The following is a 26,707-nucleotide window of genomic DNA, read 5'->3' as shown; positions in this document are numbered from 1 at the left end:
GTACTAAGCCCAATATCTGGGCTTAGTGATAGTAGGTTGGGGCTACATCGCTAGCCCCCTGAGTTGTTTCTTTTCTAAACCATCAAGCATCTATGCTTCATCTTTCGCGTGATGGTTTTAAATAGTTGTTAGGAAGTTATATGTTTACCTTTTTAATGAAAAGGTTAGTGCAAGCCACCCTAGTGATGCTGGTGATTAGCTTGGTGGCCTTCGCGGTTAAGGATAACCTTGGCGATCCCCTGCGTGAACTGACGGGCCAATCTGTTTCTGAAGCAGAGCGGCAAAAAATGCGTACCGAAATGGGCTTAAATGACCCGTTTTTTGTGCAGTATAAGCGATTCTTAATTAATGCCGTACAGGGCGATTTTGGTACTTCCTACACCTTTAACCGCCCCGCCCTTGAGGTGATCTTGGACCGACTGGTTGCCACCTTAGAGCTGGTGTTTGCCGCTACCTTGATCATTATCGGGTTATCAATCCCCTTGGGGGTTTACTGCGCCATCAACCCCAAACATTGGTTTAGTAAACTGGTGATGGCAATATCCAGTATCGGCATCTCAATTCCCGTCTTTTTAACGGCCATTCTATTAATGTATGTTTTCTCGATTGAGCTTGGTTGGTTACCTGCCTATGGCCGTGGCGAGACAGCAAACTGGCTAGGTTGGGAGTCTGGCTTTTTCACCTTAGATGGCTTGTCGCATTTAATTTTGCCTGCCTTTGCCCTTGCTTCCATCATGTTGCCGCTGTTTATTCGCTTGGTACGCAGCGAAATGATAGAGCAGCTAAGCTCAGAATACGTTAAGTTTGCTTATGCCAAAGGCTTACCACAGCGCCGCGTCTGGTATGTTCACGCCTTAAAAAATACCTTATTGCCGGTATTAACCGTGGGCGGGGTACAAATTGGTACCATGGTGGCCTACACCATCTTAACGGAAAAGGTGTTTCAATGGCCGGGTACGGGATTTTTATTCCTTGATTCCATCCAGCGCACCGACACCCCGGTGATCACCGCTTACGTTATCGTTGTTGGTCTGATCTTCGTTATCACCAATACCGTGGTGGACTTACTTTACGGATTGATTAATCCCACTGTGAACTTAACGGCAAAGGGCTAACCTCATGAGCACCAATGTAGCTGCCAGCCCAAGCCGCTGGCAAAAAATTAAACAATCTGATTTTATTTACTATTTCAGCCGCGATAAGGTGGCAATGCTGAGCTTTGCGGTATTTTTAAGCTGCGCTATCGTCGCCTTAACCGCACCTTGGATTGCTCCCCACGATCCTTATGCCCTTGAGAGCATCGATATCATGGACTCTGAGCTACCGCCCATGATGTTTAGTGATGAAGGCGATGAACGCTTTTTCCTAGGTACAGATAACCAAGGACGCGATATTTTAAGCACCATCATGTATGGCATGCGCGTGTCGTTAACCATAGGTATCTTAGCCGTTGGCCTGCAGTTGTTTTTGGGTATCGTTATCGGTCTGAGTGCGGGCTATTTTGGCGGTAAAATCGACAGCTTATTGATGCGTATCGCTGATGTGCAATTGTCGTTTTCAACCATGATGGTCGCCATTATCGTTTCAGCGATATTCCAAGGTGCGATGGGCTCGGAAATGTACAGCCAATATGCCATTTTAATGCTAGTGCTGATTATTGGTATTGCCGAATGGCCGCAATACGCACGCACCATTCGCGCGTCCGTGCTAGCTGAAAAGAAAAAAGAATATGTCGAAGCATCCTTGGTCATGGGATTAAGGGCGCCGCGCATCATGTTTCGTCACATTCTGCCAAACTGTTTATCGCCTATCTTGGTTATTTCTACGGTACAAATTGCCAATGCCATTATGAGTGAGGCTGCCCTGTCATTTTTAGGCTTAGGCATGCCGGTTACTCAGCCATCTTTGGGCTCATTAATCAGTATCGGATTTGAATATATCTTTTCAGGCTCTTGGTGGATCACCGTCTTTCCAGGCATAGTGCTGGTCACCTTGATCTTAGTGATCAACCTATTAGGTGATTGGTTACGCGACTTTTTCAACCCAAAAGTTTACCAAGATTAATCTCCCCCCATGATCTAGGGCACGACTGTGCCCTAGTCTTTTCTCGCCATGACTAAGTTCACAACTCATAAATTAAATTTCGCTATTTACGTTAAAGCCAGTTAAATCTACTTAAGTAACGGTATTTTCTGCCGATTAGTAATCATATTTACTTAAAAATCATCGAATTAATTAGCATCCCTAAGCGAGAGATAATATGAACCTAAAAATGTCACATACCCTGTACCTTGCATTTGGTGCCATCCTTTTATTGATGATAGCGATGAGCACGGTCGCAAGTTTTAAAGTAAACCATGCCGTTGATGTTGCGGATGAAGTTTCAAACGATGATGTCCCCGGCGCTATCGCCGGCTTAAAACTGCTTAACATGTTAAGCCAAATGCAATTAGCTGCATTTGAATATCTCAGTGGCGAAGCAGAAGAGCGCGCCGTCTATAACCAAGTCAAAGAACGGTTTTTACCAACCTTCGAGCAACTTAAACAACTGGAAGCCAATTCAGCCGCCAATCGAGAAAAAATGGCAAAAATGGCTCAATTACTTGAAAAATATAGTCAAGCCATGGAAGCGGATGTTTTCGGCGCGACCACAAAAACCCTCGACGAGCGCTACCAAGCACTCAATACCATCGAAAACGAATACTTTAAGCCCCTTGAAGCCATGTTAAATAAAACCACGGATGAAGAGGTCGCCGATGCCATACAAGGCTTAGCATCTCAATCTGACTCTCTGGCGGAAATGAAAACGGGGCAAGTTGTCACCACACTGATCTCGGTCTTTATTGGTGTGGGTATCGCTTTCGTATTAGCTCGCTCGATTGGCCAACGCTTAACGCAATTGATGAGCATCGCCAATGAAATAGCAACGGGCAACTTATCACAGCAACTCACCATCAGTGACAAAAAAGACGAGATTAGTCAGGTTGCGAATTCCATCTGTCAAATGCAGCAATCGTTAAAAGAATTAATTAGCGCCATTAGTGATGTATCAGAGCAAGTTAAAGAAACCAGCATTGAATTAGAAAAAGGCAGTGAAGAAGTTCAAAAAGGCAGTCAGGAGCAATCAAATAAAGCCGATCAAATTGCTACCGCAGCTGAAGAAATGAGCGTCACGGTTGAAGAAGTCGCGCAGCAAAGTGCGATCGCCAGCGATGAAGCGAAAGCCGCAGGCGCACTCGCCCAATCTGGTAGTAAGGTGATGGATCAAATGGTGAGCAGCTCAAAATCCACCGCCATCCGCATCAAGGATATGTCCAATGGCATTCTTGAGCTTGGCAAACGCAGTGACGAAATTGGCAATGTGATCCGCGTGATCACCGATATTGCCGATCAAACCAACCTACTGGCGCTCAATGCGGCGATAGAAGCGGCGCGAGCCGGCGAGTTAGGACGCGGATTCTCTGTGGTTGCCGAGGAAGTGCGCCACTTAGCAGAGCGCACCACCAAAGCAACCAAAGAGGTCGCCGAAATTATCAGCGCGATTCAAAGTGAGACCAAATCGGCAGTGCAAAACTCACAGCAAAGTTGTGAGCTTGTAGAGCAAGGTGCCATATTAAGTGAGGAGTCTCGCCAAGCGCTTGAAGAAATTGTTGCTAAGGCACATCAGGTAGAATCGATGATCATGTCTATCGCCACCGCCACCGAGCAGCAAACCTCGGTTACCCGTGAAATTGCCAGCGATATCACCCATGTCAGCGATGTGGCGACTCAAAGTGTCGCGTTAAGTAATCGCAGCGCTGCGCAAAGCCGTCAATTGGCTGAAAACGTGCAAGCCCTCAAAGCAATGTTAGGTCAATTTCGCTTGCAGTAACGTTAAATATTATCAGTAATATCTGCCCGCCATAACCAAGGCCGCTCAGAAGCGGCCTTGATCAAAATCAATTTCTCATACTATGCTTTCTTTACAACTTGAAGTGGCTTGTATGACAAAATAATGAAGCTGTATTGCCTATTTGCCTTAGCGGCGCTTAGTTATTGTAACGCGAGTCTTGCGCAGGATCTTATACTCAATAAAGCCTGCCCAGTGACGTATAACAATACTGCCATCGGGATACTGACCTTTTCTCAGCCTTGGTATCATAATGCCAGAATGCAAGCTTCATATACTTCCTTTGACAACGCCACTGGCGTGGGTGTGGAGATCCACTTTTTCAGCAACAGCCAAGGCGAGATAAAAGAAACCAACCTAGCTCAGTGTGACCGTTACCGCTTACTGCAAATTCGTAGTTCAAATTTAAAACTCAACCCAGATGAATCAGCCATACAAATCGACGTACCTGAACAATTTAACGAGCCATTCTACGATAACCCGCCCCTTGAGCATGGCAGTGGCATGCACCTCACCCCGGTTGATGTTGACGATAAGCCATGGCAAACCAGAACCATGCGAGCTTCTACCGTCGCCCTCTATGATACCCCTTATGCCTCTGATCATTACGGACGAGACGGTAAACCCATCAAGGTCGAGTTTGAAACCTGCGTGGTATGTCAACGGGATAACCAATTCGATACCCTATTGAGTTGCGGGCAATGGGGCTATCAGCGTGATTATATGGGCGGCTATGTTGGCTGGTCTGAGCCAGAATTTATTGGCCCACGTTGTTTGAATCAAGCCAGTGCCAGCTTTAAAACCACCCTTGAGCAGCAAAACCAGTTTGAATATCGCTATTGGCTCGATTGGCGCTAAGCATAGACCCAGCCCAGCTTAGCCTTATTTTTTAACATTTTAGCTAAGCTCAGCATAAAACTAATTCGCTAGTATCAATTATCAATGTCAAATCTTTCTAACTAATCACAGCTAATTCCTTTGTTTACTTGAATTCATTATATTCCCAGCCCACAATATAGAAATGATTTGGTTAGCCCCTTACAAGCGGTCTTATAGGTGTTAACGTTGCATCAGCAATCATTGCCTTGATCCCCAAAAGGCTCCACGTTTACCAAATCAAAGGTAACTAATTAGGCCTTATCTCCCCTTGTGCCTAAGGTTAGTGCCAAAGGTTATTTTCGATTTACTTGTACTTTTAAAAAGAAAACTATATGTCAGTTGTTCTAAGAGAATTAGAAGGTCGAAGCTACATCCATGTCCGACGCAAGGTTAATAAAGTCCAAAAACAGCGCTTTATTAACATTGATGGCATGAGTCGACAAGAAATTGCCCTTGCTAAACATGAAGCCAAAAAGTTAGACGAGCAATGGCGTGATGAGCAAGGCGAATTACATCAAGAAACCTTTCTCAAACACTTCTACGAAGAAGGCCAGTTTAAACATATCAAGGTAAGGGCGCCGGATCATAAAAACGGTTGGCGTATCGGCTTTATAGTTAATCCCAAGAATGAAAAAGCAACCACCTGCTCTCGCAGCATAGAGCGCAATGGCTTTGACAAGGCGTTTAAGCAGGTTTATGAATCTTTGCTGGATTACTTTAAACTATCACCAAAAAGCTTTCATGCCCGTATTATTGGTGATATCTGGCGACAAGACTTACACCGTCAATATTTAGAAATGCAGCGTGAGCTAGGCTAGCTCCCCCTGCAAGGCTAGCCCTACTGCTCTTGCGCCTTACTTGGGTCAGCAATCACAGCTAGGGTTAGCCTTGAACAACAAACTAAACGCTGTTGCTCGTCTTTGATCTGGATGTCCCACACTTGACTGCGGCCACCAAGGTAAACAGGTGTTGCCTTGCCTGTCACCACCCCGTTACGCACACTGCGCAAATGATTGGCGTTTATCTCTTGACCAACGCAAACTCGGCCCATAGGCACCGCCAAATTGCCCGCCACACTGCCAAGGGTTTCCGCAAGCACCACACTTGCTCCACCATGTAACAAACCATAGGGCTGTTTAGTGATGGCTTTAACCGGCATGGTAGCCACTAAATAGTCGTCACCCAGCTCGGTGTATTTTATCTCTAGATGGGAAACTAAAGTGTTATCGCTTAATTGATTAAGCTTGGTTAAATCACTTGCTTTACGCCAAATCGATGTCATTTATCAGCCCTTTAAAACAACGGCAGTCAGCTTAAGTCACCTAAATCACCTAAGTCACTGCCGTTGGATGATAATGAAACGCTAAGGAAATATTAGAGTAAACTTAGCAGAGCTTGCACTGGATGCTTCAGCTTTTCACCTTCAAAACGCTTCACTTGGCTACGACAAGAATAGCCCGTGGCCAAACACTGGGCCATATCATGCTTAGCCAGCTCCTGCTGCCAACTCAGACTATAGATACCTTTTGAATTTTCATATTGCATAGCATCGTGACCATAGGTTCCCGCCATACCACAACAGCCGACATTCACGGATTTTAGCTCGGCACCAAATGCGCTAAAAATACGCTGCCAATCCGCTGTTGAATTCGGCAAATTGGTTTTTTCGGTACAATGCCCAAACAAGAAGAAGGTCATATTACTTGTAGCCAATGGGCCAAGTTCAGCTAAGCGCGGCGTTAACCACTCTTGGAATAACTCAACCTTGAACTGACCACGAGCATCACCTAACGCCTTGTCGTACTCATCGCGATAACACAGTACCAACGCAGGATCGGTGCCGATCATCGGAATGTTAAGCTGAGCAATTTGATTTAAAAAGTCAGCGGCATTTTTGGCTGTTTTAGCAAAGTCGCGCAGGAAGCCTTTGATATGCTGTGGCTTGCCATTTGGCTTAAACGGTAAAATAACGGGCTTAAAGCCCAGCTTCTCGGTTAGCAACACAAGGTCGCGCACCACATCAGCATCGTAGTAGCTAGTGAACGGATCTTGTACAATCAGCACGGTTTTATTGCGCTGCTCAACGCTCATTTCATTCAAAGCATCAAGATCAAACGTCAGCGCACTGTGCCCCGACAAAGAGCGCGCTAAGGTAGGCTGACTCAAGACCGGAATATCCACCATACCTGTGGTTTTGGTGGCCAGTTTTTGCACCCAATTTTGCTTTAAGAACACATTAAACAGGCCTGGCGCTTTAGCCATTAACGGCGTGTAGACTTCTGAATAGCCTACTAAATAATCTTTTAGTGAACGCTGATAACGGCTGTAGTACAAGAACATAAAACGCGAACGGAAGGTAGGCACATCCACCTTAATTGGGCACTGACTTGAACAGGCCTTACAGGCTAAACAGCCTTCCATTGCTTCCATCACTTCGGCAGAAAAGTCATATTGACCGCGCTTTTTAGACCAAGAGTTAGCAAAACGCTTTACTAAACTCACGTCATTTTTACCCGCCAACAGCTCTTTCTCTAGCGCAATGATATCGACATTGTTGTTAACCAATTGGCGCAGCCATTCACGCATTAAGCCAGCACGGCCCTTTGGCGAATGACGGCGATCTTGAGTAATTTTACTCGAAGGACACATCGGCGATGCAGCGTCATAGTTAAAACATAAACCATTACCGTTACAATCTAGGGCTTCGGTAAAGCTGTCGCGCACTTGTACTGGGATTTGACGATCGTAAAAACCACGCTTAACCGCATCGACACTAACCAGCTGATCGGTTGAAGCAAACGGCGTACAAATTTTACCAGGGTTAACGCGGTTATACGGGTCAAATGCGGCCTTGATTTTGCGCAGTTCATTAAATAAGGTTTCGCCAAAAAACGCCGGACCATATTCAGAACGAAATCCCTTACCGTGCTCGCCCCACATCAAGCCTTTGTACTTAGCGGTTAGCGCCACGACTTTATCGGAAACCTCACGCATTAAGGTTTCTTGTAATGGATCGCACATATCAAGCGCGGGACGCACGTGTAATACACCCGCATCAACGTGGCCAAACATGCCGTAATTCAACCCCTTGCCATCAAGCAAAGCGCGAAACTCCATGATGAAGTCGGCTAAGTTTTCAGGTGGCACACAGGTATCTTCAGCAAACGCAACCGGCTTAGCGCGCCCTTTCGCTGCGCCAAGTAATCCCACAGCCTTTTTACGCATGGTGTAGATACGATTCAACCCAGCCAGATCATCACAGACTTGATAACCTATGATGCCATCTTCACCATTGGCAATTTTTTCATCTAACAGCTGACACAGACTGGCGATTTTTTGCTGCTGTTTGGCCTCATCTTGTTCGGCGTATTCCACCATGTTCAAGCCGTCCATTTCTTTATTAGGCACGTCTTGAATTAAATCCGATACGCTATGCCAAACAATATCTTGCTTAGCGAGGTTGAGCACTTTTGAGTCAACGGTTTCAACACTTAAGGCATTGGCTTTGACCAAAAACGGCGCATTGCGCAACGCTGATTCAAAGCTATCGTATTTTACGTTGATCAGCGCGCGATACTTAGGAATAGGCGTGATGTTTAATTTGGCTTCGGTAATAAAACCGAGCGAGCCTTCCGAGCCACACAAAATACGGCTTAAATCCACCGCGCCGGTGTCTACATCATACACATGCTTTAAATCGTAGCCGGTTAAAAAGCGGTTTAATTTGGGAAAACGCTGCTCGATTTCCTGCTGCATGTTTTCACACGTTTCCAGCACTTGGCGGTAAATATTACCCACAGTGCCGCCTTGATCGGCAAGTTGCTTGGCAGCTTGATTACTTTGCGGGGTTGATTCAAGCACAGTGCCATCAACCAAAACGGTGGTTAATTCAAGCACATGATCACTGGTTTTACCGTATTTAAGTGAGCCTTGGCCCGACGCATCGGTGTTAATCATGCCGCCGATGGTGGCGCGGTTACTGGTTGATAAGTCCGGTGAAAAGAAGAAACCGTGAGGGCGCAGGGCATCATTAAGCTGATCTTTGATCACGCCTGTTTGTACTCGAACCCAACCTTCTGCGGCATTAACCTCTAGCACTTGATTCATATAGCGGGATAAATCCACTACGATATCTTGCGTCAGGGACTGACCATTGGTGCCGGTACCACCGCCACGAGGAGAAAAGCGAACTTGGGCATAAGCTGGCTGACTGGCCAACTGCGTCATGATCACTATGTCTTGCTGATGTTTAGGCAGCACAACGGCCTGTGGCAAGCTTTGATAAACCGAGTTATCGGTCGCAACAGCAAGGCGACTGGCATAGGATTTTTCAATATCACCGGCAAAGCCTGCTTGGGCTAATGCATCTAAAAATGATAAAGCGGTTGGATCAATGTTTTCTTGGTGGCTAAGAATGGGGATCATCTGCTCACTGTCCCTGTAATACACACATAAAAATAGTGCGCCGATTATACCAAAAAAGCCTTAGAAATCCTGTTTAACTCACAGTTTTAACTTGTTTAAAAACAAAAAATGCTGCTTTTATAAAAAAGCAGCATTTCATAGTAATTAGAGCTGAAACAACCTTATATTTTCGGTGTTTGCGTCACGACATCGTTATTTTGTGCACGGTGGCGCAAGTAATGATCCATCAAGGTAATGGCCATCATGGCTTCGGCAATCGGCACCGCGCGAATACCCACACAAGGATCGTGGCGGCCCTTAGTGATCATTTCCGTAGGCTCACCGTCCACCGTAATGGTTTTACCCGGAATGGTAATACTTGAAGTCGGTTTCAATGCAATGTGCGCAATAATATCTTGCCCAGTTGAAATGCCGCCAAGTACGCCACCAGCATGATTAGAGGTAAAACCTTCTGGCGTCAGTTCATCGCGATGCTCGGTACCCTTTTGGTTAACCACATCAAAACCATCACCAATCTCAACGCCTTTCACCGCATTGATGCTCATAAGCGCATGGGCGATATCAGCATCTAGGCGATCAAATACCGGCTCACCTAACCCGACAGGTACATGCTGGGCAACCACAGTGATTTTCGCGCCGATTGAGTCACCTTGTTTTTTCAGGTCACGCATATATTGATCTAGCTGATCAAGTTTACTCGCATCAGGGAAGAAGAACGGGTTTTGTTCAACCTGATCCCAATCGATGGTTTCCGCTTTAATATCAGCCAATTGACTCATGTAAGCACGCACGGTAATGCCGTGTTTTTCAAACAAGTATTTCTTTGCAATGGCACCAGCGGCAACGCGCATCGCTGTTTCACGGGCACTTGAGCGACCGCCACCGCGATAATCTCTGTGTCCGTATTTTTGGTGGTAGGTGTAGTCAGCATGACCCGGGCGAAATAACCCTGAGATAGCAGAGTAATCCTTAGAGCGCTGATCGGTGTTTTCAATCAACAAACCTATGCTACAACCTGTGGTTTTGCCTTCAAAAACACCAGACAAAATACGCACTTGGTCAGGCTCACGGCGCTGCGTGGTATAGCGCGACGTGCCCGGCTTACGGCGATCTAAATCGGCCTGTAAGTCTTCTTCGGTTATGTTTAAGCCCGGTGGCACACCATCTACCACACAGCCAAGCGCAACCCCATGGCTTTCACCAAAGGTTGAAATTCTAAAAAGTTGTCCGAAACTGTTCCCTGCCATACCTTCTACATCCCAAATAAATTAAGAGGAAAACACCTGCTGATATTGCTTTAATTGTGCTTGTGTCAACATAAACACCCCATGGCCACCATGCTCAAAGTTGAGCCAAGTAAATGGCACCTGCGGGTACGCCTGCTCAAGGTGAATTTGCGAATTCCCCACTTCTACAATCAATATGCCATTCTCTGTTAGCATATCCGCTGCTTGCGCCAACATACGGCGCACTATATCTAAACCATCAAACCCTGCGACCAAACCTAGCTCGGGCTCATGAGTAAACTCATCAGGCAAGCTGGCCATGTCTTCTTCATCCACATAGGGTGGATTGGATACGATCAAATCGTACTTTTGGCCTTTTAGTTCATCAAATAAATCTGACTGAATAGGAAATACTTGTTGCTCTAAACCATGATCACAAATGTTGATCTGCGCGACATCAAGGGCATCAATCGAGATATCAACCGCATCAACTTCCGCTTCAGGAAATGCATAAGCACAGGCGATGGCGATACACGCACTGCCCGTACACAAATCCAAAACTCGCTGCGGCTCAGTTGTTAGCCAAGGCGCAAAGTGCTGGCCAATTAACTCAGCAAATGGAGAGCGCGGCACTAATACGCGTTCATCAACATAAAACTCAAGGCCCGCAAACCACGCGCGATTGGTTAAATATGCCGTTGGCACACGCTCGATAATGCGCCGAGCCACTAAACTGACAAGGGCATCACGCTCACTGGTCAATAACTTGGCGCTAAACACGGCCTCCCCCATGTTAAGGGGCAAGTGTAAACTTGGCAAAATTAATTGCACCGCTTCATCCCACGCATTGTCACTACCATGGCCATAAAATAGGCCATTTGCACTAAATTGTGAGGCACTCCAACGGATCATATCGCCAATCGTGCTCAATTCGGCAACGGCTTCGGCTCGCAAATTCTTGTCCAAATTTAACTCCAACTCGGTTAGTATTGCTGACTTTGTTTTTTTGATTCAGTTTCAGGTGCCGATATGAGCAACAAAGAGATATCGCAAGATAAGTCGATAAACCCCATGTCAGACGAGTTTGATGACTTAGCCTTGTTTAAACAAGCCATCTCTGGCACCCGTAAAATAAAGCAGGATACCATAAAACCGGATAAACCTAGGATCAAGGAAAAAATTCAGCGCAATGAAATAAAACAAGAAGCGCTAGAGAAAGATTATTTTTCTGATTTGTACGAGCCGCTGCTCGATGAACAAGGCCCAACTCGCTATATTCGCCAAGACGCCGATAAGTACGAGCTAAAAAAATTACGCCGTGGTGATTATGCGCCGGAGATATTTCTTGATCTGCATGGTCTCACTCAACAGCAAGCAAAAGAAGAATTGGCAGCGCTTATTCATGAATGTAAAAAGCGCCATTATCAAACTTGCTGCGTCATGCATGGTCTTGGTAAACACGTGCTCAAGCGCAAAACCCCACTTTGGCTTGCTCAACATCCCGATGTGGTGGCCTTTCATCAAGCGCCGTTAGAATATGGCGGCAATGGGGCTTTATTGGTATTGATTGAAATTGAAGCACAATATCTACGCCGATAAATCTACGCCAATAAGCAAGCTCTAAGCGATAGTGACTAAATAATAGTTAACCTCAATTCCGGTTAATAGAACCAGCCAATGAATATCGGATGAATAAATAGCAAAACTTCGTTTTCAGGGATGAAAACGCAGAGCGTATAGGGACATATTCACCGCGTTTTTGCGGATTGTTCATACGATATAACTTATCCAAAGCTCAGGCTAGTTACTAAACAATAGTGACTAAACAATAGTTACTAAGTAATCGTGACTAGGCAATGCTCACTACGCGACAGCAGCAACACGCATGGCTTTGATCAACTTATTGATTTCAGAGGCAATCTGTTTGTAGTGTAAGGGAGCATGTTGCGAAATCGCAACTTTGCCTTGATAGAATTCAAAGCGCCCTACCCCTTGTATAAACAATTGGCCGGTGAAATAACTCTTAACGTATTTTGCAACTTTGACTGGGTTATATATTTTAAACTCTTTCATTGTCTGCTCGATATGACTATTAAGAAACACGAGCAGCTTAGTCAGGGTATGTGACAGTTTGATATCAAATAATGAACAAAACAATGAAACTCAGGTTTACCTATTCAAACTGTGCGGGGCATGCAAATAGTGCAGCTGGCCTTGATATTCCTCATCAATTTCAACACACGCGATGCCACTGGTAGCAAAAATGGGCGCACCTTCACTGGGGCATAGCTCTCCCACCAAATAGCCAACTAAAGGTAAGTGAGACACGATTAACACGTGGCGCGTGCCCTGTTGTGCAAGCTGAAATAAATGATTGACCACCGCAGTGACATTGCCGGAAGGGGTTAACAGGGGCAACTCTTCAAAAAAATCTGCCTGAGGCAAATAAGGCTCAATGGCTTTAAGTGTTTGCTGGGCACGTAAATATGGGCTGCAAAGAATACCATCAAGGGCGCTGATTTGTGGAGCCAACCAACGGGCCATCATCACTGAGTCAGCCGCACCTTGTTGGGTCAACGGTCGCAGCGCATCTGTCGCTGCCATCATTTCAGCCTGACCATGGCGCATTATATAAACCAACATGCTAAATCCCTAAATTGAGCTCAATTAACTTGGTGGGCTAGTTTACGTTGCAATCAGATTCGGTAAAAGGTTTTAACGCAAAATAAGTGAGATTTGTTTGCAACTAAAAATTTGAACCATAATAATGAAATAACTTAGTTTTTACCTTTATATACGCCACCCCATTGTGGAGCCATTGCGGCGACTAAACTAAAGGATGGCGGCGCTAGTTTGGAGCCTATCTTGCTAAAAAGTCCTAATGACAGCAAAGAATATCAATTTCTTACCTTACCAAACCAGCTGCGGGTATTGCTGATCCATGATGCCAAGGCCAGTAATGGCGCCGCCTCATTGGCCGTCAATGTAGGGCATTTTCACGACCCAATAGAGCGTCAAGGGATGGCGCATTTTTTAGAGCATATGCTGTTTTTAGGCACCGAGAAATTCCCTCAAAGCGGCGAATACCAACACTATATCAATCAACACGGCGGCAGCAACAATGCGTGGACAGGCACCGAGTTCACCAACTTCTTTTTCGATATCGAAGCGCCCTTTTTTGAGCCCGCGCTGGATCGCTTTAGCCAATTTTTTATCGCGCCTCTATTTACCCCAGAGCTGGTGGACAAAGAGCGCCAAGCCATCGAATCGGAATATCAGTTAAAGCTCAATGACGATATCAGAAGACAATATCAAGTTCATAAAGAAACGGTCAACCCGGCGCACCCGTTTGCTAAATTTTCTGTGGGTAATAGCCAAACCTTAGCCGATACCGAACAAGGCTTAGCGCGTGACGATCTATTACGCTTCTATCAGCAGCACTATTGTGCGTCAAAAATGACGCTGGTGCTGTTAAGCTCACATACATTGGCGCACATGGCCCAATGGGCGGCGCTTTATTTCGGCGCAATCGCTTATAAGGCGCTCCCCTCTTGGCACATTGACCAGCCTTTATATACCGACAGCGAACTGGCATTAGAAATTTATGTTGAGCCGGTAAAAGATCATAAGAAGCTGTTTGTCGCTTTTGCTTTACCTTGTGTTGATCATTTTTATCAAACCAAACCATTAACTTACATCAGTCATATTTTAGGTAATGAATACCCTGCGAGTTTATTCTCACAACTAAAAAGCCAAGGCCTGATCAACAGTTTGAGTGCGGGCGGAGGGGTTAGCGGATCCAATTTCAAAGATTTTAATATTTCTTTTGGCTTAACAGACAAGGGATTAGCCCAGCGCGATGACATTATTAGCCAATTATTTGCCTACATAGCGCAGATCAAGCAAACCGGACTCAATCCTTGGCGCTACCAAGAAAAACAAGCCATCACCGAGCAAGCATACCAGTTTCAGGAAACCAGCCGCGCCCTTGATATCGTGTCGCACCTGAGTATTAACATGCATCATTATGAGCCAGAGCACATCATTTATGGTGATTACATGATGGCCGGCTTTGATAGTGATGAATTAAGCTACTTTCTTGATTTTTTTACCCCCGATAATATGCGCATCTTAGTGAGCGCCAAGGGGCTCACCACCGATAAAACAGCCAAATGGTACTTTACGCCTTACTCGGTCAATAAAATCAAGCCCGAGCTACTCGCCCGTTGGCGCGAGCAACAGCTAGATCCCGCACTTAAATTGCCACCTCCCAACCCGTTTATCGTGATGGGACAAATGCTGCCACAATCCGGGCCAGAAACCCCTTATCCCAGCATCATTCGCGACCAAGCGGGCTTTCGGGTTTGGTATAAAAAAGACAATGATTTCAACGTGCCCAAAGGCAGCTTATACATAGCGGTGGATTCTGAGCACGCGGTAAAAAGTATCCGCCACATTGCGATGACGCGACTGGCGGTGGAGCTGTTTCTCGACATTCTCACCGAAATCACCTATCCGGCAGAAATTGCTGGGTTGGGTTATCGCATCTATGCTCATCAAGGCGGTTTTACCGTTAACCTGAGTGGCTTTACCGCCAAACAATATTTGCTGTTACAGCTTATCTTAGGTACGCGTAAGTTTGGCCATGTTGATCCCGAGCGCTTTGAGCATATTAAACAAAATATGATCCGCAGCTGGAAGAACCAAAAGCAAGGCAAACCGATTTCGCAGCTCTTTAGCCAATTAACCTCATTACTACAGCCTGCCAACCCACCCGTTGCCTTAATGGCTAAGGCCCTAGCCGATGTTCGCGCCGATGAAATGCCGGGGTTTGTTGAACAACTTTATAAACAAGTGCATATCGAAGTATTGGCGCACGGTGATTGGTCTAAAGAAGAAATTGAAACGATTGCGGACTACTTACAGCGTGAATTAGCGCCAAACAGCACGCCCAGCGCTGAAACCAAGCGGCGTCTGGTTGATATTTCAAACAAAGGCACCTTAGTTCGCGAGGTCAATTGCGATCATAATGACTCGGCCATGATAGTGTATTATCAATCCATGCATACTACGCCAACCCACGTAGCGCGTTACACATTAGCTAATCACATCATGTCGACCACCTTTTTTCATGAACTAAGAACCCGTAAACAACTGGGTTATGTGGTAGGCAGTGGCAACTTGCCACTCAATCGCCATCCCGGCATTATCTTTTACATTCAAAGCCCAGTCGCAGGCCCACAATACTTACTGGCTTGCATTGATGAGTTTATTGATACCTTTGCCTTAGTGTTAATGGAGCTAAGCCAAGAGCAATGGCAAATCAGCAAACAAGGATTAATCAGTCAAATACGCCAGCCCGACGCTAACTTAAAAAGTCGTAGCCAACGCTATTGGGCCAGTATAGGCAATAAGGATTGGCATTTTGATCAACGCGAGCAGGTTGCCCTTGCCCTAGAGCAAATGACCCGAGCCGATTTGATCCGCTTTATCACTCAATTAAAATCACGTATTTCAGATCGCATCATTATGTGCAGCTATGGCTCTGCGCATGGAGGCAAAGATAAGCTTAACCAAGGCAATTTTATTTGGGATCCCGGCGAGTTTAAATTGATGGCGCCAAAATTTATTAATTAACTTCAGTTCTGGTTAAGGGCAGGGCAAACGCATGAATGTTTTTTGAACGTTTAGTGGTATTTTCTTAGACGAATATCTGCCGCAAGGATGCGGCAGTTAAGCCATCAGGGATGATTTCACGGCGTTTCGTATAAGAAAATTCCACTTTGTTCGCTTGGTTGATTGTATTTTGTACACTTATGCGCTCGCCCTAGGGTTAAAGGCATGCCAAATAGATACCGTTTGAATAAGTAGCAAAACTTCGTTTTCAGGGATGAAAACGCAGAGCGTATAGGGATATTTTTTGCGGATTGTTCATACGATATAACTTATCCAACGTTCAGTTTAATTCACTTCAGCTCAAGTCATTTAAGCATAAAAAAAGCCAAGCTTGGCGGCTTGGCTTTTTCGTTTGCATCCAATAACCAGTATTAGAATGGCATTTTCATACCTGGTGGTAGTTGCATACCGCCGGTCACTTCAGCCATTTTCTCTTTGCTGGTTTCTTCAACGCGGCGCACGGCATCATTGATGGCTGCAGCCATTAAGTCTTCCAACATTTCTTTGTCGTCTTCCATCAGGCTAGGATCGATTTCAATGCGGCGCACATTGTGGTTACCTAACATGGTTACTTTTACCATGCCCGCACCCGCTTCACCGATCACTTCCATCTTCGCAATATCTTCTTGCGCTTTTTGCATACGATCTTGCATTTGTTGGGCTTGTTTCATCAAGCCAGACATTCCGCCTTTACCAAACATAATCTTTCTCTCATTTAGGTTTATTGATTGTAATGTTGGGGTCAGCCAACATTTTTCAAGGGTTTTAATGGCTTTATTTTGGCTTGATTGACGCTTCATCAACCGTCGCGCCAAAACGCGCAATAAAAAAGTTCACTGCTTCATCTTGTTGTATATCGATTTTAGCTTGCGCTAGCCTAGCTAAGTAAATTTGCTGCTCGATTTCTATCGGTGTGGCCAAGTTGGCATCTTGACCGATTTGGATCTCAACAGATTGAATTTGCGGCAACACCTTTTGCACCGCTTGGAGCAGTTGCTGATAATTTTTGTCATTATCTAAGTGGGCACTGGTAGGCTGTAATAATAACCTTAACTGACTGGCTTGCGCCAAGTTAGCGTCAAGCAACACACTATTTAATGCCAGCTGGCGCAAGATACCGCCCAGTCCCATTTTATCGATCAGTCGACACCAAGGGTCATTGTTTTGCGGCGAAAAACCACTGGGTATTTCAAACTCAGCCATGGCTAGTGATGTGGGCAAAGCGCTAGTCGCATTTGCGACAGCCCCTTGGTCAGCATTTGACTGACGCGGCATATCAGCTGGCGCTAATGGCTCAGGGGCTTGGCGGCTTTGCTGGGCAGTGCTGGGCGCTATTTCTGCCCTAGTATTAAGCTCACCTCTTGGCTCTGAAAAGTTTGGCTCTGCATGAAGGTCTTGATTTGGACTTTGTGCAATATCTTGAGCGAGCATAGGCTCGCCCTGTCCAGCAGGCTCAAAATCTGCTCTGGCGTCCATTTCATGCGGATAGCTGTAGTCAGGTGTTTCAAAATACTGCGCATAATCATTACCGTATGCCTCGATTGGCGGCAGGTCGCCGTAATCAGGCGGGCCTTGCTCCACGGCACTTGATGGCGCCGGATTTAACGCGGTCATCGTGGTAGGTGCACTGACCTGTTTAGGCTCATCGGTTTCCCAAGGTAAATCAACCTCAGTGGTTGGCGCTGCGGTATTTGCCGCGGTATTCTGCGCAGAATTAGGCGTGGTAATCGGCGTAGTATTAGGCGCGATATTTGGCTGCGCCATTGGCGAAACAGGTGTCGGCTGAGGCGCCATCTGTTGTGCTTGAGCAGGCTCAGCTTGCGGCGCTGGTGCAGCACTTGGATTTTCGGCACTGGGATTTTCGGCAATAGGGGCTGCGACAATGGGTTTGGCTTTCGCCTTACCCGATTCAAGGGCAAGTTTGCGACTCCTTAACATGTTGCGCTTTTCGAGCACACCAGTTAAGCCCGTGGCCGCTGTTGTAACAGGCTCGTTAGATGTATTAGTTGTTACAGCCGACGCGGTAGTCATCGCTGGGCTAGCTTCAATGACATTGGCAGCCTCTGCGTATGCAGTCTCGGCATGTAACGGTTCAGGGGATTGAGCTTGGTTCAAAGGTTCAACAGCATCATCACGCCTTAGCGCCGGCGTATCTGGCTGTGTTTGCGTTTGTTCTTGTGTTTGTGCCATAGCCTGATTCGCGTTTGGTTGCGGCGCGGCAATCACGGCATTATCGGTCGTAACGGCGGGCGAAACGATGTCTTGCACCTTAGGCGTTGTCGTCGCGATCGGTGCCGTCGCGTCAACCTTTACTGGGTTATTTTGTACTCTTTGCCCAGCGGCTGCATGAGCGGCCCTTGCCGATGTAGTCAAAGGATGAAACGCGAGCATACGCAATAAGGTCATCTCAAGACCAATGCGTGGCTCAGGTGCTAATGGCAAGTCTTGTTTGCCTTTAATGGCAATTTGATAATAAAGCTGCACTTGCTCGGGGGATAACTGCTCGCTCAAAACACGAATCGGCTCGCTGTCATCCAAAGCATTGAGTGTAGAAGGCAACATATGCGCCAGTGCTACCTGATGCAAGGTGGCTGCCAACTCATTGTGTACTAGCGCAAAATCGGGTCCTAAACTGACCAGCTCAGCCACTTTTTGTAAACATTTTGCAGCATCACCTGCGGCGACAAAATGCAGCAACTGGATCACTTGATGATGGTCTAAGGTACCCAGCATGGCCAGCACCGGCTGATAGTTTACCACACCGTTACCAAACGCAATGGCTTGATCCGTTAAGCTTAACGCATCACGCATACTGCCCTGAGCTGCTTTCGCTAGCGCCTGCAGTGCGCCTTGCTCATAACTGTGTTGCTCTTGATCGAGAATATAAGCTAACTGCTGATGAATGGCTTCGCTGTTTAAGCTCTTTAAATGAAACTGCAAACAACGCGACAAAATAGTGATCGGCAGCTTTTGTGGATCTGTGGTCGCGAGCAAGAATTTAACGTATTCAGGTGGCTCTTCAAGAGTCTTGAGTAAGGCATTAAAACTGCTTTTAGACAGCATGTGCACTTCGTCAATCAGGTAAACCTTGTAACGACCTTGCGCTGGCTTGTACTGCACATTATCGAGTAGCTCACGAGTATCTTCGACTTTAGTGCGTGACGCGGCATCGATTTCAAGTAAGTCAACAAAGCGACCTTCATCGATAGCTTGGCAATGATGGCAAACACCACAAGGGGTAGATGTTACCCCTTCTTCACAGTTCAAGCTTTTCGCTAAGATCCGCGCAATACTGGTTTTACCTACGCCTCGCGTGCCGCTAAATAAATACGCATGGTGTAAGCGGTTTTGATCAAGGGCATTGATCAAGGCGGTCAGCACATGCTGTTGCCCTACAACTTGGCTAAAATTATGCGGACGCCATTTACGCGCTAACACCTGATAACTCATAGGAAGTTACTCACCTTCAAACTGGATCAAGCTAAACAACTCAACTTGCTGGGCATCTAATTTAGCTTTACCTTTTAAATCAGGTAATTCAATCACCACCCCTGCGCCAACCACGTCACCTTTTAGCTCTTTGATTAGCTTAATGGTTGCTTCTAGGGTGCCGCCCGTTGCCAATAGATCATCAATCACAACCACTTTGTCACCCGCTTCAATGGCATCTTTGTGAATTTGTAGCATATCGGTGCCGTATTCAAGATCGTAAACTTGCACCACAGTGGCTCTAGGCAATTTACCCGGCTTGCGAGCAGGCACAAAACCCGCCCCAATAGCGGCCGCTACCGGCGCACCAAAAATAAAACCACGTGCTTCGGTGCCAACCACCTTAGTGATGCCCTTGTCGCGGTAATGCGCGGCAAGAAGTTCAATAGACTTAGCAAACGCCTCTGCATTTTCGATCAAGCTAGTGATATCACGAAAAGTGATGCCGGCTTTAGGGTAATCTGCAATCGATTTAATACTGTCAGTGAGTAATTTTTGAGTGGCCGAATCCATCAGAGGGTCCTATTTTGAAGTGTCGTAAACATTAAAGAAGGTAAGCTTATTCACTTGATACCTTGCTTTCAAGGCATAGGCCTTTAAATTGAGGTTTAAGTTTCTTTTAACTGATACATCCACGTGAATAAGCATAAAAAACACACAAGTAATAATGCCTTTATCCATATCAGTGGCACTATATAGATAGAAATGGCAAAGGCCAGGCTCATTAACACTAATGCCCGTTGTTTGGTTTTTTTAGCGATGGCGCGCTTAGCCTGCCAATCCCTGATCATAGGGCCAAACCAAGGATGATTGAGCAAGGCTTGATGAAACCGCTCTGAGCTTTTAGCAAAACAAAAAGCGGCCAATAAGATAAATGGGGTGGTAGGTAAAACCGGTAAAGGAATGCCAATTAACCCAAGCAAAAATGCAAGGCAACCACAAACAAAGTAAAAAGGTCGTTTTATCATAAACTTGGTTCAACTCCCTTTTTTAATTTTACGCTGACTGCTGAGCGAGTGCGTGATGGCGTTGTAAAATCAACAAAATTTCATCGGTTTGCCGACACGGACGAATTTCTTCAAACAAGGCTTGTGCCTGCGGATAACTGCACACCACATATTTAAGCCATTGCTTGATGCGATTACCAAAGTATAAATGCTTATCGCCACTGCATTCTAACCCAGAATAGCGCAGCAGTAAGTTCACCACCTCCGCCCAAGGCATGGGCTGATGGCCCAGCTTAATCACATTGGCCAAATTGGGCATCGCCAATGCACCGCGCCCCAACATAATATCGTCGCAGCCACTTTGTTCAAGGCAGCGTTTCGCATCTTCAGCCTGCCAAACCTCACCATTGGCAATAACCGGAATGTTAATGGCTTGGCGCATATCGTTAATGGCCGCCCAATCAATACGCTCGGCGCGATAGCCATCTGCGCGGGTGCGCCCGTGCACGGTCAGCTCGGTTGCTCCGCCTTGATAAGCGGCATCGGCAATCTCTAAACGCTGACTTTTACATTCCCAGCCCAAGCGTACCTTAACCGACACAGGCTTATCTGGGACAGCTTGACGCATGGCTTTAACCGCTTGATAAATCACCTCTGGCTCTTTAAGCAAAGCCGCGCCGCCATTGGAGCCATTGACGGTTTTAGACGGGCAACCACAGTTTAAATCAATCCCTTTAGAGCCAAGCTCAACAGCCCGATAAGCATTTTCTGCCAACCATTGCGGCGCTTGCCCCAATAATTGCACGCGTACATCGGTACCCGCGTCAGTTTTACCGCCTTGATGTAATTCTGGGCATAATCGATAAAACACCTTTTTAGGCAGGCGCATATCCACCACACGAATAAATTCGGTGACACACAAATCATATTGATTGATACCGGTTAATACTTGTCGCATTAACGGATCGACAACCCCTTCCATCGGAGCTAAAACAACGCGCATAACAGGCCTCTTACAATTGAAGCGCGGATTTTAGGGTGTCACCGACATTTTGTCACCCATTGCTCAAGTTTTAGTAAGATGATCTGCATCAAATCAAGGGCTGCATTTAGCTTAAATCATGCTGTAATTGACCTATATCAGCACCTTAGCCCTGTTTGCTCACTATGATGTCAGCCTGACAATTTTTCCCAGAGTGCACAATGACTGAGCATCAAATCGCTGACTTAACCCATTTTCAAACAGAGTTAATGACGCAACTAAATGAACAAAAAAATAGGATAATCGCTTTTTTGGAGCAAGCGGAGCAACCAAGCCATCGCATGGCAGCAGCACGCTTGATGCAACTCACCAATGCAGAGTTTATTGAGTACGCCATCCACTTGGATGAACCGAAATTTAAGCCCGCCATCGCCATGATCAAGCGAATCGATGCTGCCCTATGCCAAATCGATTTAGGTTTGTATGGCTTGTGTTCGGATTGCGAAGAGCCAATCGAAATGGCCTTGCTATCACAAGATCCGACTGAGCAACGTTGTTTTCGCTGTAAAGAGAAATACCAAAAGCGTAAAACAGGCGTGATTGCGCTTTAGATTAAACAATACTGCGTCAGCATCATGTCAGGGGCGAACTTCAAGGATGAAAGCCCGCTCTGCCCCATTGCAATGCCATACCTAACCTTAAACACACCCACCTGTAATTAGTCATTCTATTTTCCGCCAGCCCGTCAAAGGCCGCAGCCGTACAACAAAACCAGCAATCCTGCTTGGGCAAATGTCGATAACTTGTTACAATCCGTTCACCTTCATCTTTCGACTCAGCCATGCTAAAGCCAGAAGTAAAACAGCTTATTCGTGAAACGTACCAAAATATCAGTCAATCTCTACCTGACTATCAAGTACGTAAAGAGCAAAACTACTTAGTGGCCGAAATCGCTAAAACCTTGGCGGGCGAATATCATCCTCAGCGCCGTATGCTGGTGGCGGAGGCAGGCACCGGAATTGGTAAATCCCTGGCGTATTTACTTGGCGGCTTAGCCGTTGCGTTGAATCTGAATAAAAAACTGATTATTTCTACCGCAACGGTGACCTTGCAAGAACAATTGATCAATAAAGATCTGCCGTTTTTCCTGCGCCATAGCAGCCTCTCGTTTACCTTCACCTTAGTCAAAGGCCGCGGCCGCTATTGCTGCGAACATAAACTACGCGCCCTGGCCGATCCACAAGATGGACAAATTGCCCTGTGGGATGAAAAGCCAAAAGCCAAAGACATTGAATTAGTTAAACGCCTATACAAAGCCTATCAAGCCGGTAAATGGCAAGGCGATCGTGACACTTGGCCCACCCCCATTGCCGACCATGTTTGGCAACAGATCATCGCCGATAAACACAGCTGTAGCCGCGCTCTTTCCCATCACCATCAGTGCCCGTTTCACAAAGCCCGTGATGAATTAGAAAAAGCCGACGTGTTGGTGGTCAATCATGCCTTATTGCTCGCCGATACCGAGTTAGGCGGTGGCATTATTTTACCTGTGCCCGATAGCTGTTTTTATGTGATGGATGAAGCTCATCATTTACCCAGTATTGCCCGTGATTTTGCCAGTGCCCATATTGCCATCAACGCCAGCATTAATTGGCTCGGCAAGCTTGAGCTACTTAATCGAAAAATTGCCCAGCAGCTCAGTGGCACCTCGACCTTAAGTGTCGGCAGTGAAATGGTGGCCAATGCGCTCACCATCAAACAAGAGCTCGGCCATGTGGCGCAATTTTTTAACCATAACACCTCGCTGTTTAACAACGATGGCAGCTATCGGTTTGCCATGGGCGAACTGCCCGACCCTTTGCCACAACATGCCAGAACCATCAGAGATGAAAGCCGCACCTGTTTAAAGGCGCTAAATAAACTCCTTAGCACCATCGCCGAGCAGCTCAAGCAAGGTGATATTAAAACCAAGGTCGCCGAGCCACTGATGGCCGATGTGGGCAATAATGTGCAGCGGTTGGAAACCTTTTTGCAGCTGTGGACCATGTTAGCCAAGGAGCCAACGGGCAAACATGCGCCTCTGGCCTGCTGGGCAAAACAGCTCGACCAAGGTGACAAAGACATCATGCTGGCGGCCTCACCGATTGAGGTAGGCGGCCTATTAGAGCAACAACTGTGGTCACAAGCGGCTGGGGTATTTTTATGCTCTGCTACGCTAACGGCCTTAAATAGCTTTGATTTTTTTCGCCATCAAAGTGGCCTAAAACAAGATGACGGCACCCAATATCTGCGCCTGCGCTCACCTTTTGACTATGACAAAATCACCCTTGCCCTGCCGGCGATGCAATTTGAGCCCGGCAGTGACAATTTTGATAATGAACTATGTGAAAAGGTGCCCAAGCTGATTGCCAAAGAGCAAGGTAACTTGGTGCTGTTTGCTTCCTATTGGCAAATGCGGTTAGTCGCCGAAAAAATAAAAAGCAAAGTAGATACGCCAATTTTACTGCAAGGTGAACTGTCTCGCAGTCAGCTATTGGCTGATTACAAGGCGCGTTGTGACAAAGGCGAAACCGCCATTTTGTTTGGCACCGGCAGTTTATCGGAAGGTTTAGACTTACCCGGACATTACCTGACCAATTTGATCATCACTAAACTGCCCTTTGCCGTGCCCACCTCCCCCGTAGAAGAAGCGCACGCGGAGTGGATTGAAAGCCGCGGCGGTAATCCTTTTTTACAAATTACCATTCCCGAGGCCAGTAAAAAATTAATCCAATCTTGTGGTCGCCTAGTCAGAAAAGAAAACGACTGGGGCCAAATTACCATTCTTGATCGTCGCCTTGTCACGCGCCGTTACGGCAAGGGCTTACTCGATTCCTTGCCGCCATTTAAACGAGATATTCAATATTAATGTTTGATTTCAGTTTTGCATTGCCCCTTGAACCCAGTTTATTTCTGCTTATTTGCGGCGTGGGTCTGATCGCGGGCTTTATTGACGCCGTGGTTGGCGGCGGCGGGATGCTCACCATTCCCGCATTACTCAGCGCAGGCTTGCCTCCCCATATGGCGCTGGGCACCAATAAACTGGCCGCCACCTTTGCTTCCTCAACCGCGGCGTGGACCTACTATAAAAAACAACTATTTGATCCGGTATTTTGGCGCAAATCATTTTATGCCACCGGTATAGGCGCAATTAGTGGCACCTTAGCGGTCAACTTTATCAGTACCGAATTTTTAGATAAGGCGCTGCCCATCGTTATCTTAGCCACGGCGATTTATACGGTGTTTAATCGCTTTCCTTCAGACAGCCAAAACGACCTGCCTAAAACGGGCCCAAAACTGGTCAAAAAGCAATGGATCCAAGGCTTAAGCCTTGGCTTTTACGATGGCATTGCAGGGCCCGGCACCGGCGCATTTTGGACCGTCTCGGCAGCAGCGCTTTATAAGGTCAACATCTTGCTGGCTTCGGGTTTGGCCAAATCCATGAACTTCACCAGTAATTTCTTATCCTTAACCACCTTTATTATACTTGGCCATATCAACTGGGTATTAGGCTTAAGCATGGGCATGTGTTTAATGGTGGGGGCTTATTTAGGCGCTCATTCCGCCATTCGTTTTGGCGGTAAATTTATTCGCCCTATCTTTGTCTTAGTGGTGGTAGTGATGGCGGTAAAACTGGCGATTGAAGCATGGTAGATATTTCACAATTAATGCAGCGGATAAATCAACTCAAGCAGCAATGTGAGCATTTGGATAATCGGCTTACGGCTAAGCAGCGCGAGCATTTTCACTTCAATAAAAACTTATTCGCCAAGCCAGAAAAAAGCCTAACGGGCTATTGCCTGCAAGTAGAAAAGAAAATCATCGATTTACAGCAAGCCATTGAAAATAAAGTTTCATCACAGCTCATCAACCATAGATGTGAAGCTTTAACCGATCAATTTTCTGCGCTGCTTAAATTAGTAAGCCAAGCCGAGCAAGGCAACGGTCATATTTTTTCTCATCACCCCAGCCAGCAAGAAAAGCAGCTTTACCAAAAGCTACAGAAACAATATGAATATGAACGGCGCTTAGAGCAAATGATCGCCCACAGTAAGCAGCAAGCAGCGCAATTGTATGGCAACGATAAACGCCAAGCCCAAATAGCGACCCAAACCTTAGAAGAAAGGCTAGCACGCTGTAAAAGCGCCACCTTTGAGGTTGAGCTGGCCGTGCGCGAGTTTGAAGGCTCCAATGCCTTTATCGGTAACTTTTAACTAAGCCATAACTTAGCCATCACCTAGCCAACCAAGGAGTAATAATGAGCCTAGCCAACGCCCCTAAACACATTCAACTCGCCGTCGATTTGATTCAAATTCTTGAAGAAAATGAAATTGAAATTGACACAGCCATCGCGGCGCTGGAAATTGTGCTTAAGGATTGTAAGCAAAAGCAAGTCGCGCAAGCGGCGACTGATGCTGATAAATAACTGGCTGGTCTAAATAAATGAGCGAATATGCGCAGCAATTTGCACTAATTCATTATCGTCAGCTCGTTTATAATCATGAGAGGAAAGGTAACCTTCATAGCAGTCAAAAAACTTATCCACTTTTGATTCCACCAGCTTAAACTCGGGATTATTTCCCGTCCCATGCATCGGAAACAGCTTACTATGGAGATGGTCTACCCCATAGCCTTCAAAGAACATTCCTGTTCTGGCCACATTATCAAATGCACGATCAAGTAAATTGGCTACCTTCTTGGTTGCAATCACTAACTCAGACAAGACCTCATCTGTTTGTGCAAAGGCATAGCTTGAATAATGCGCTTTAGGGATCACCACGGTAAAACCTTTCGTATTAGGAAAAATAGAAAGAAAGGCTAAATGCTTTTCGTCTTCCCAAACTTTATGACAAGGTAAGCTTCCTGACACTATTTCACAAAAAATACACTTCATATCGACTTTCCTTTCGTACTGCCTCTGCCCAACAAGCTATAACAAACTGATAATAAAGGCGTATACATTATGTTCGCCCCTTGCATCCATCCCGCTCGCCTTGAAAAAAGGACTCAGGCTAAGCGCGGCAAATGCTGAATAGCGAAATTTGCTTAATGAAAGAGGGAAATCGAGCTTATCGAGGATCCGGGGATAATCCGAGCCTGTCCAATAACCGAATATAGGGGGTCGGCTGCGCGACACCTATTCTTATTAGTTAGG

At 46.2% G+C, this 26,707-nt stretch carries 24 protein-coding genes; 12 read left to right on the top strand and 12 right to left on the bottom strand.

From position 1 onward, the window contains the following. The first annotated feature begins 140 nt into the window (after positions 1–140). The 5 genes from ACK8OT_RS01120 (at position 141) to ACK8OT_RS01100 (ending at position 5,586) form a co-directional block, all read left to right on the top strand. The gene (locus ACK8OT_RS01120) at positions 141–1,115 is read left to right on the top strand and encodes an ABC transporter permease (protein WP_410194670.1); all 975 of its coding nucleotides are present in this window, start codon (positions 141–143) and stop codon (positions 1,113–1,115) included. Between the two features lie 4 nt (positions 1,116–1,119). Then, positions 1,120–2,064, top strand: coding sequence for an ABC transporter permease (locus ACK8OT_RS01115; RefSeq protein ID WP_410194669.1), 945 nt, complete (start codon positions 1,120–1,122; stop codon positions 2,062–2,064). Between the two features lie 208 nt (positions 2,065–2,272). Next, positions 2,273–3,871, top strand: coding sequence for a methyl-accepting chemotaxis protein (locus tag ACK8OT_RS01110; protein WP_410194668.1), 1,599 nt, complete (start codon positions 2,273–2,275; stop codon positions 3,869–3,871). Positions 3,872–3,994: 123 nt separating this feature from the next. Next, positions 3,995–4,747: a hypothetical protein gene (locus ACK8OT_RS01105; protein WP_410194667.1), complete on the top strand. Its 753-nt coding sequence runs from the start codon at positions 3,995–3,997 to the stop codon at positions 4,745–4,747. Positions 4,748–5,100: 353 nt separating this feature from the next. Beyond that, complete coding sequence (locus ACK8OT_RS01100) at positions 5,101–5,586, top strand: hypothetical protein (protein WP_410194666.1); 486 nt, start codon at positions 5,101–5,103, stop codon at positions 5,584–5,586. Between the two features lie 20 nt (positions 5,587–5,606). Here ACK8OT_RS01100 and ACK8OT_RS01095 read toward each other — a convergent pair whose 3' ends face one another. From ACK8OT_RS01095 to prmB, 4 genes are all read right to left on the bottom strand, one after another. Next, positions 5,607–6,050, bottom strand: coding sequence for a hotdog fold thioesterase (locus ACK8OT_RS01095; protein WP_410194665.1), 444 nt, complete (start codon positions 6,048–6,050; stop codon positions 5,607–5,609). Between the two features lie 92 nt (positions 6,051–6,142). Further along, positions 6,143–9,193, bottom strand: a complete 3,051-nt coding sequence (gene ydiJ, locus ACK8OT_RS01090; RefSeq protein ID WP_410194664.1) for a D-2-hydroxyglutarate dehydrogenase YdiJ — start codon at positions 9,191–9,193, stop codon at positions 6,143–6,145. Positions 9,194–9,354: 161 nt separating this feature from the next. Continuing rightward, positions 9,355–10,440, bottom strand: a complete 1,086-nt coding sequence (aroC, locus tag ACK8OT_RS01085) for a chorismate synthase (RefSeq protein ID WP_410194663.1) — start codon at positions 10,438–10,440, stop codon at positions 9,355–9,357. A 21-nt stretch (positions 10,441–10,461) separates the two neighbouring features. After that, positions 10,462–11,385: a 50S ribosomal protein L3 N(5)-glutamine methyltransferase gene (prmB, locus tag ACK8OT_RS01080; protein WP_410194662.1), complete on the bottom strand. Its 924-nt coding sequence runs from the start codon at positions 11,383–11,385 to the stop codon at positions 10,462–10,464. A 63-nt stretch (positions 11,386–11,448) separates the two neighbouring features. On the opposite strand from prmB, the gene smrB reads away from it, so the two are divergent. Continuing rightward, positions 11,449–12,018, top strand: coding sequence for an endonuclease SmrB (gene smrB, locus ACK8OT_RS01075; RefSeq protein WP_410194661.1), 570 nt, complete (start codon positions 11,449–11,451; stop codon positions 12,016–12,018). A 264-nt stretch (positions 12,019–12,282) separates the two neighbouring features. Here the strand turns inward: smrB and ACK8OT_RS01070 are convergent, their stop codons facing one another. Together ACK8OT_RS01070 and sixA are read right to left on the bottom strand one after the other, a co-directional pair. After that, a complete protein-coding gene (locus ACK8OT_RS01070) occupies positions 12,283–12,492 on the bottom strand; it encodes a DUF1107 family protein (RefSeq protein WP_410194660.1) in 210 nt (69 codons plus the stop codon). A gap of 96 nt (positions 12,493–12,588) precedes the next feature. Next, complete coding sequence (sixA, locus tag ACK8OT_RS01065; RefSeq protein ID WP_410194659.1) at positions 12,589–13,062, bottom strand: phosphohistidine phosphatase SixA; 474 nt, start codon at positions 13,060–13,062, stop codon at positions 12,589–12,591. A gap of 222 nt (positions 13,063–13,284) precedes the next feature. Here sixA and ACK8OT_RS01060 point away from each other — a divergent pair, with 222 nt between their 5' ends. Next, complete coding sequence (locus ACK8OT_RS01060; RefSeq protein ID WP_410194658.1) at positions 13,285–16,056, top strand: insulinase family protein; 2,772 nt, start codon at positions 13,285–13,287, stop codon at positions 16,054–16,056. A gap of 410 nt (positions 16,057–16,466) precedes the next feature. Here the strand turns inward: ACK8OT_RS01060 and ACK8OT_RS01055 are convergent, their stop codons facing one another. The 5 genes from ACK8OT_RS01055 to dusC form a co-directional block, all read right to left on the bottom strand. After that, positions 16,467–16,796, bottom strand: coding sequence for a YbaB/EbfC family nucleoid-associated protein (locus ACK8OT_RS01055; RefSeq protein WP_410194859.1), 330 nt, complete (start codon positions 16,794–16,796; stop codon positions 16,467–16,469). Between the two features lie 73 nt (positions 16,797–16,869). Beyond that, positions 16,870–19,545, bottom strand: coding sequence for a DNA polymerase III subunit gamma/tau (dnaX, locus tag ACK8OT_RS01050; RefSeq protein ID WP_410194657.1), 2,676 nt, complete (start codon positions 19,543–19,545; stop codon positions 16,870–16,872). 6 nt (positions 19,546–19,551) lie between these two features. After that, positions 19,552–20,097 (bottom strand): adenine phosphoribosyltransferase, encoded by a 546-nt coding sequence (gene apt / locus ACK8OT_RS01045; protein WP_410194656.1) that lies wholly within the window; start codon positions 20,095–20,097, stop codon positions 19,552–19,554. A 95-nt stretch (positions 20,098–20,192) separates the two neighbouring features. Further along, positions 20,193–20,552: a YbaN family protein gene (locus tag ACK8OT_RS01040; RefSeq protein ID WP_410194655.1), complete on the bottom strand. Its 360-nt coding sequence runs from the start codon at positions 20,550–20,552 to the stop codon at positions 20,193–20,195. Positions 20,553–20,580: 28 nt separating this feature from the next. Next, a complete protein-coding gene (gene dusC, locus ACK8OT_RS01035; protein ID WP_410194654.1) occupies positions 20,581–21,534 on the bottom strand; it encodes a tRNA dihydrouridine(16) synthase DusC in 954 nt (317 codons plus the stop codon). A gap of 200 nt (positions 21,535–21,734) precedes the next feature. Between dusC and ACK8OT_RS01030 the strand changes: the two genes are divergently transcribed. The 5 genes from ACK8OT_RS01030 (at position 21,735) to ACK8OT_RS01010 (ending at position 25,978) form a co-directional block, all read left to right on the top strand. Then, entirely contained in the window at positions 21,735–22,124 is a 390-nt protein-coding gene (locus ACK8OT_RS01030; RefSeq protein WP_410194653.1) for a TraR/DksA family transcriptional regulator, read from the top strand. 230 nt (positions 22,125–22,354) lie between these two features. Next, positions 22,355–24,421, top strand: coding sequence for an ATP-dependent DNA helicase DinG (dinG, locus tag ACK8OT_RS01025; RefSeq protein WP_410194652.1), 2,067 nt, complete (start codon positions 22,355–22,357; stop codon positions 24,419–24,421). Then, positions 24,421–25,206, top strand: a complete 786-nt coding sequence (locus ACK8OT_RS01020) for a sulfite exporter TauE/SafE family protein (protein ID WP_410194651.1) — start codon at positions 24,421–24,423, stop codon at positions 25,204–25,206. Before dinG ends, ACK8OT_RS01020 begins: the two co-directional genes overlap by 1 nt. After that, complete coding sequence (gene priC / locus ACK8OT_RS01015) at positions 25,200–25,766, top strand: primosomal replication protein PriC (RefSeq protein ID WP_410194650.1); 567 nt, start codon at positions 25,200–25,202, stop codon at positions 25,764–25,766. Before ACK8OT_RS01020 ends, priC begins: the two co-directional genes overlap by 7 nt. Before the next feature lie 44 nt (positions 25,767–25,810). Next, positions 25,811–25,978 carry a DUF2496 domain-containing protein gene (locus tag ACK8OT_RS01010; RefSeq protein WP_410194649.1) on the top strand — a complete coding sequence of 56 codons (168 nt, stop codon included), beginning with the start codon at positions 25,811–25,813 and terminating at the stop codon, positions 25,976–25,978. A gap of 9 nt (positions 25,979–25,987) precedes the next feature. On the opposite strand, the gene ACK8OT_RS01005 is transcribed toward ACK8OT_RS01010, so the two are convergent. Further along, the gene (locus ACK8OT_RS01005; RefSeq protein WP_410194648.1) at positions 25,988–26,446 is read right to left on the bottom strand and encodes an HIT family protein; all 459 of its coding nucleotides are present in this window, start codon (positions 26,444–26,446) and stop codon (positions 25,988–25,990) included. Positions 26,447–26,707: the final 261 nt, after the last annotated feature.

Origin of the sequence: Motilimonas thetidivivens (assembly GCF_046452435.1) — a bacterium.
GTDB lineage: Bacteria > Pseudomonadota > Gammaproteobacteria > Enterobacterales > CBDFNC01 > Motilimonas.
The sequence above is the reverse complement of the archived record's forward strand: the minus strand, read 5'-3'. Positions and strand labels throughout refer to the sequence as shown.

Excerpts from the sequence above, each read along its gene's own strand:
- ACK8OT_RS01120 (WP_410194670.1), top strand. The coding sequence starts at position 141 with ATGTTTACCTTTTTAATGAAAAGGTTAGTGCAAGCCACCCTAGTGATG.
- ACK8OT_RS01115 (WP_410194669.1), top strand. The coding sequence starts at position 1,120 with ATGAGCACCAATGTAGCTGCCAGCCCAAGCCGCTGGCAAAAAATTAAA.
- ACK8OT_RS01110 (WP_410194668.1), top strand. The coding sequence starts at position 2,273 with ATGTCACATACCCTGTACCTTGCATTTGGTGCCATCCTTTTATTGATG.
- ACK8OT_RS01105 (WP_410194667.1), top strand. The coding sequence starts at position 3,995 with ATGAAGCTGTATTGCCTATTTGCCTTAGCGGCGCTTAGTTATTGTAAC.
- ACK8OT_RS01100 (WP_410194666.1), top strand. The coding sequence starts at position 5,101 with ATGTCAGTTGTTCTAAGAGAATTAGAAGGTCGAAGCTACATCCATGTC.
- ACK8OT_RS01095 (WP_410194665.1), bottom strand. The coding sequence starts at position 6,050 with ATGACATCGATTTGGCGTAAAGCAAGTGATTTAACCAAGCTTAATCAA.
- ydiJ (WP_410194664.1), bottom strand. The coding sequence starts at position 9,193 with ATGATCCCCATTCTTAGCCACCAAGAAAACATTGATCCAACCGCTTTA.
- aroC (WP_410194663.1), bottom strand. The coding sequence starts at position 10,440 with ATGGCAGGGAACAGTTTCGGACAACTTTTTAGAATTTCAACCTTTGGT.
- smrB (WP_410194661.1), top strand. The coding sequence starts at position 11,449 with ATGAGCAACAAAGAGATATCGCAAGATAAGTCGATAAACCCCATGTCA.
- ACK8OT_RS01070 (WP_410194660.1), bottom strand. The coding sequence starts at position 12,492 with ATGAAAGAGTTTAAAATATATAACCCAGTCAAAGTTGCAAAATACGTT.
- sixA (WP_410194659.1), bottom strand. The coding sequence starts at position 13,062 with ATGTTGGTTTATATAATGCGCCATGGTCAGGCTGAAATGATGGCAGCG.
- ACK8OT_RS01055 (WP_410194859.1), bottom strand. The coding sequence starts at position 16,796 with ATGTTTGGTAAAGGCGGAATGTCTGGCTTGATGAAACAAGCCCAACAA.
- dnaX (WP_410194657.1), bottom strand. The coding sequence starts at position 19,545 with ATGAGTTATCAGGTGTTAGCGCGTAAATGGCGTCCGCATAATTTTAGC.
- apt (WP_410194656.1), bottom strand. The coding sequence starts at position 20,097 with ATGGATTCGGCCACTCAAAAATTACTCACTGACAGTATTAAATCGATT.
- ACK8OT_RS01040 (WP_410194655.1), bottom strand. The coding sequence starts at position 20,552 with ATGATAAAACGACCTTTTTACTTTGTTTGTGGTTGCCTTGCATTTTTG.
- dusC (WP_410194654.1), bottom strand. The coding sequence starts at position 21,534 with ATGCGCGTTGTTTTAGCTCCGATGGAAGGGGTTGTCGATCCGTTAATG.
- ACK8OT_RS01030 (WP_410194653.1), top strand. The coding sequence starts at position 21,735 with ATGACTGAGCATCAAATCGCTGACTTAACCCATTTTCAAACAGAGTTA.
- dinG (WP_410194652.1), top strand. The coding sequence starts at position 22,355 with ATGCTAAAGCCAGAAGTAAAACAGCTTATTCGTGAAACGTACCAAAAT.
- ACK8OT_RS01020 (WP_410194651.1), top strand. The coding sequence starts at position 24,421 with ATGTTTGATTTCAGTTTTGCATTGCCCCTTGAACCCAGTTTATTTCTG.
- priC (WP_410194650.1), top strand. The coding sequence starts at position 25,200 with ATGGTAGATATTTCACAATTAATGCAGCGGATAAATCAACTCAAGCAG.
- ACK8OT_RS01010 (WP_410194649.1), top strand. The coding sequence starts at position 25,811 with ATGAGCCTAGCCAACGCCCCTAAACACATTCAACTCGCCGTCGATTTG.
- ACK8OT_RS01005 (WP_410194648.1), bottom strand. The coding sequence starts at position 26,446 with ATGAAGTGTATTTTTTGTGAAATAGTGTCAGGAAGCTTACCTTGTCAT.